This window comes from Candidatus Pantoea communis (genome assembly GCF_011752685.1).
GTDB classification, from domain to species: domain Bacteria; phylum Pseudomonadota; class Gammaproteobacteria; order Enterobacterales; family Enterobacteriaceae; genus Pantoea; species Pantoea communis.
This window is the reverse complement of record NZ_VWXC01000081.1, coordinates 1-315: the sequence shown is the minus strand read 5'-3', so window position 1 is coordinate 315 and position 315 is coordinate 1. Positions and strand designations below refer to the sequence as shown.

Below are 315 nucleotides of genomic sequence, written 5' to 3'. Positions count from 1 at the left end.
GTTGATAGGCCGGATGTGTAAGTGCAGCGATGCATTGAGCTAACCGGTACTAATGACCCGTGAGGCTTAACCTTACAACGCCAGAGGCGTTTTTGAGAGACGCAGAAGTAGATTTTCAGCTTTGTTCATCCGGATAAAAGAATTAGCGATGTCCTGCGGAGTTAAGTCCGAAGGATTTTGCGCTGAGGCAAGGCGCCGACCGAGACGGAACGAAGGAGCATACTGAGGTATGTGACTGAGTTACGCGAGGGAGAGCAACGCAGCATCAGCACAAAAGACACAGGACAGAGCACAGGAATTTGCCTGGCGGCTGTA

At 51.1% G+C, this 315-nt stretch carries 1 rRNA gene; it reads left to right on the top strand.

The features are described from left to right. Positions 1 to 74 (top strand): 23S ribosomal RNA (locus F3J37_RS27965); the annotation flags it as partial. Between the last annotated feature and the right edge of the window lie 241 nt (positions 75 to 315).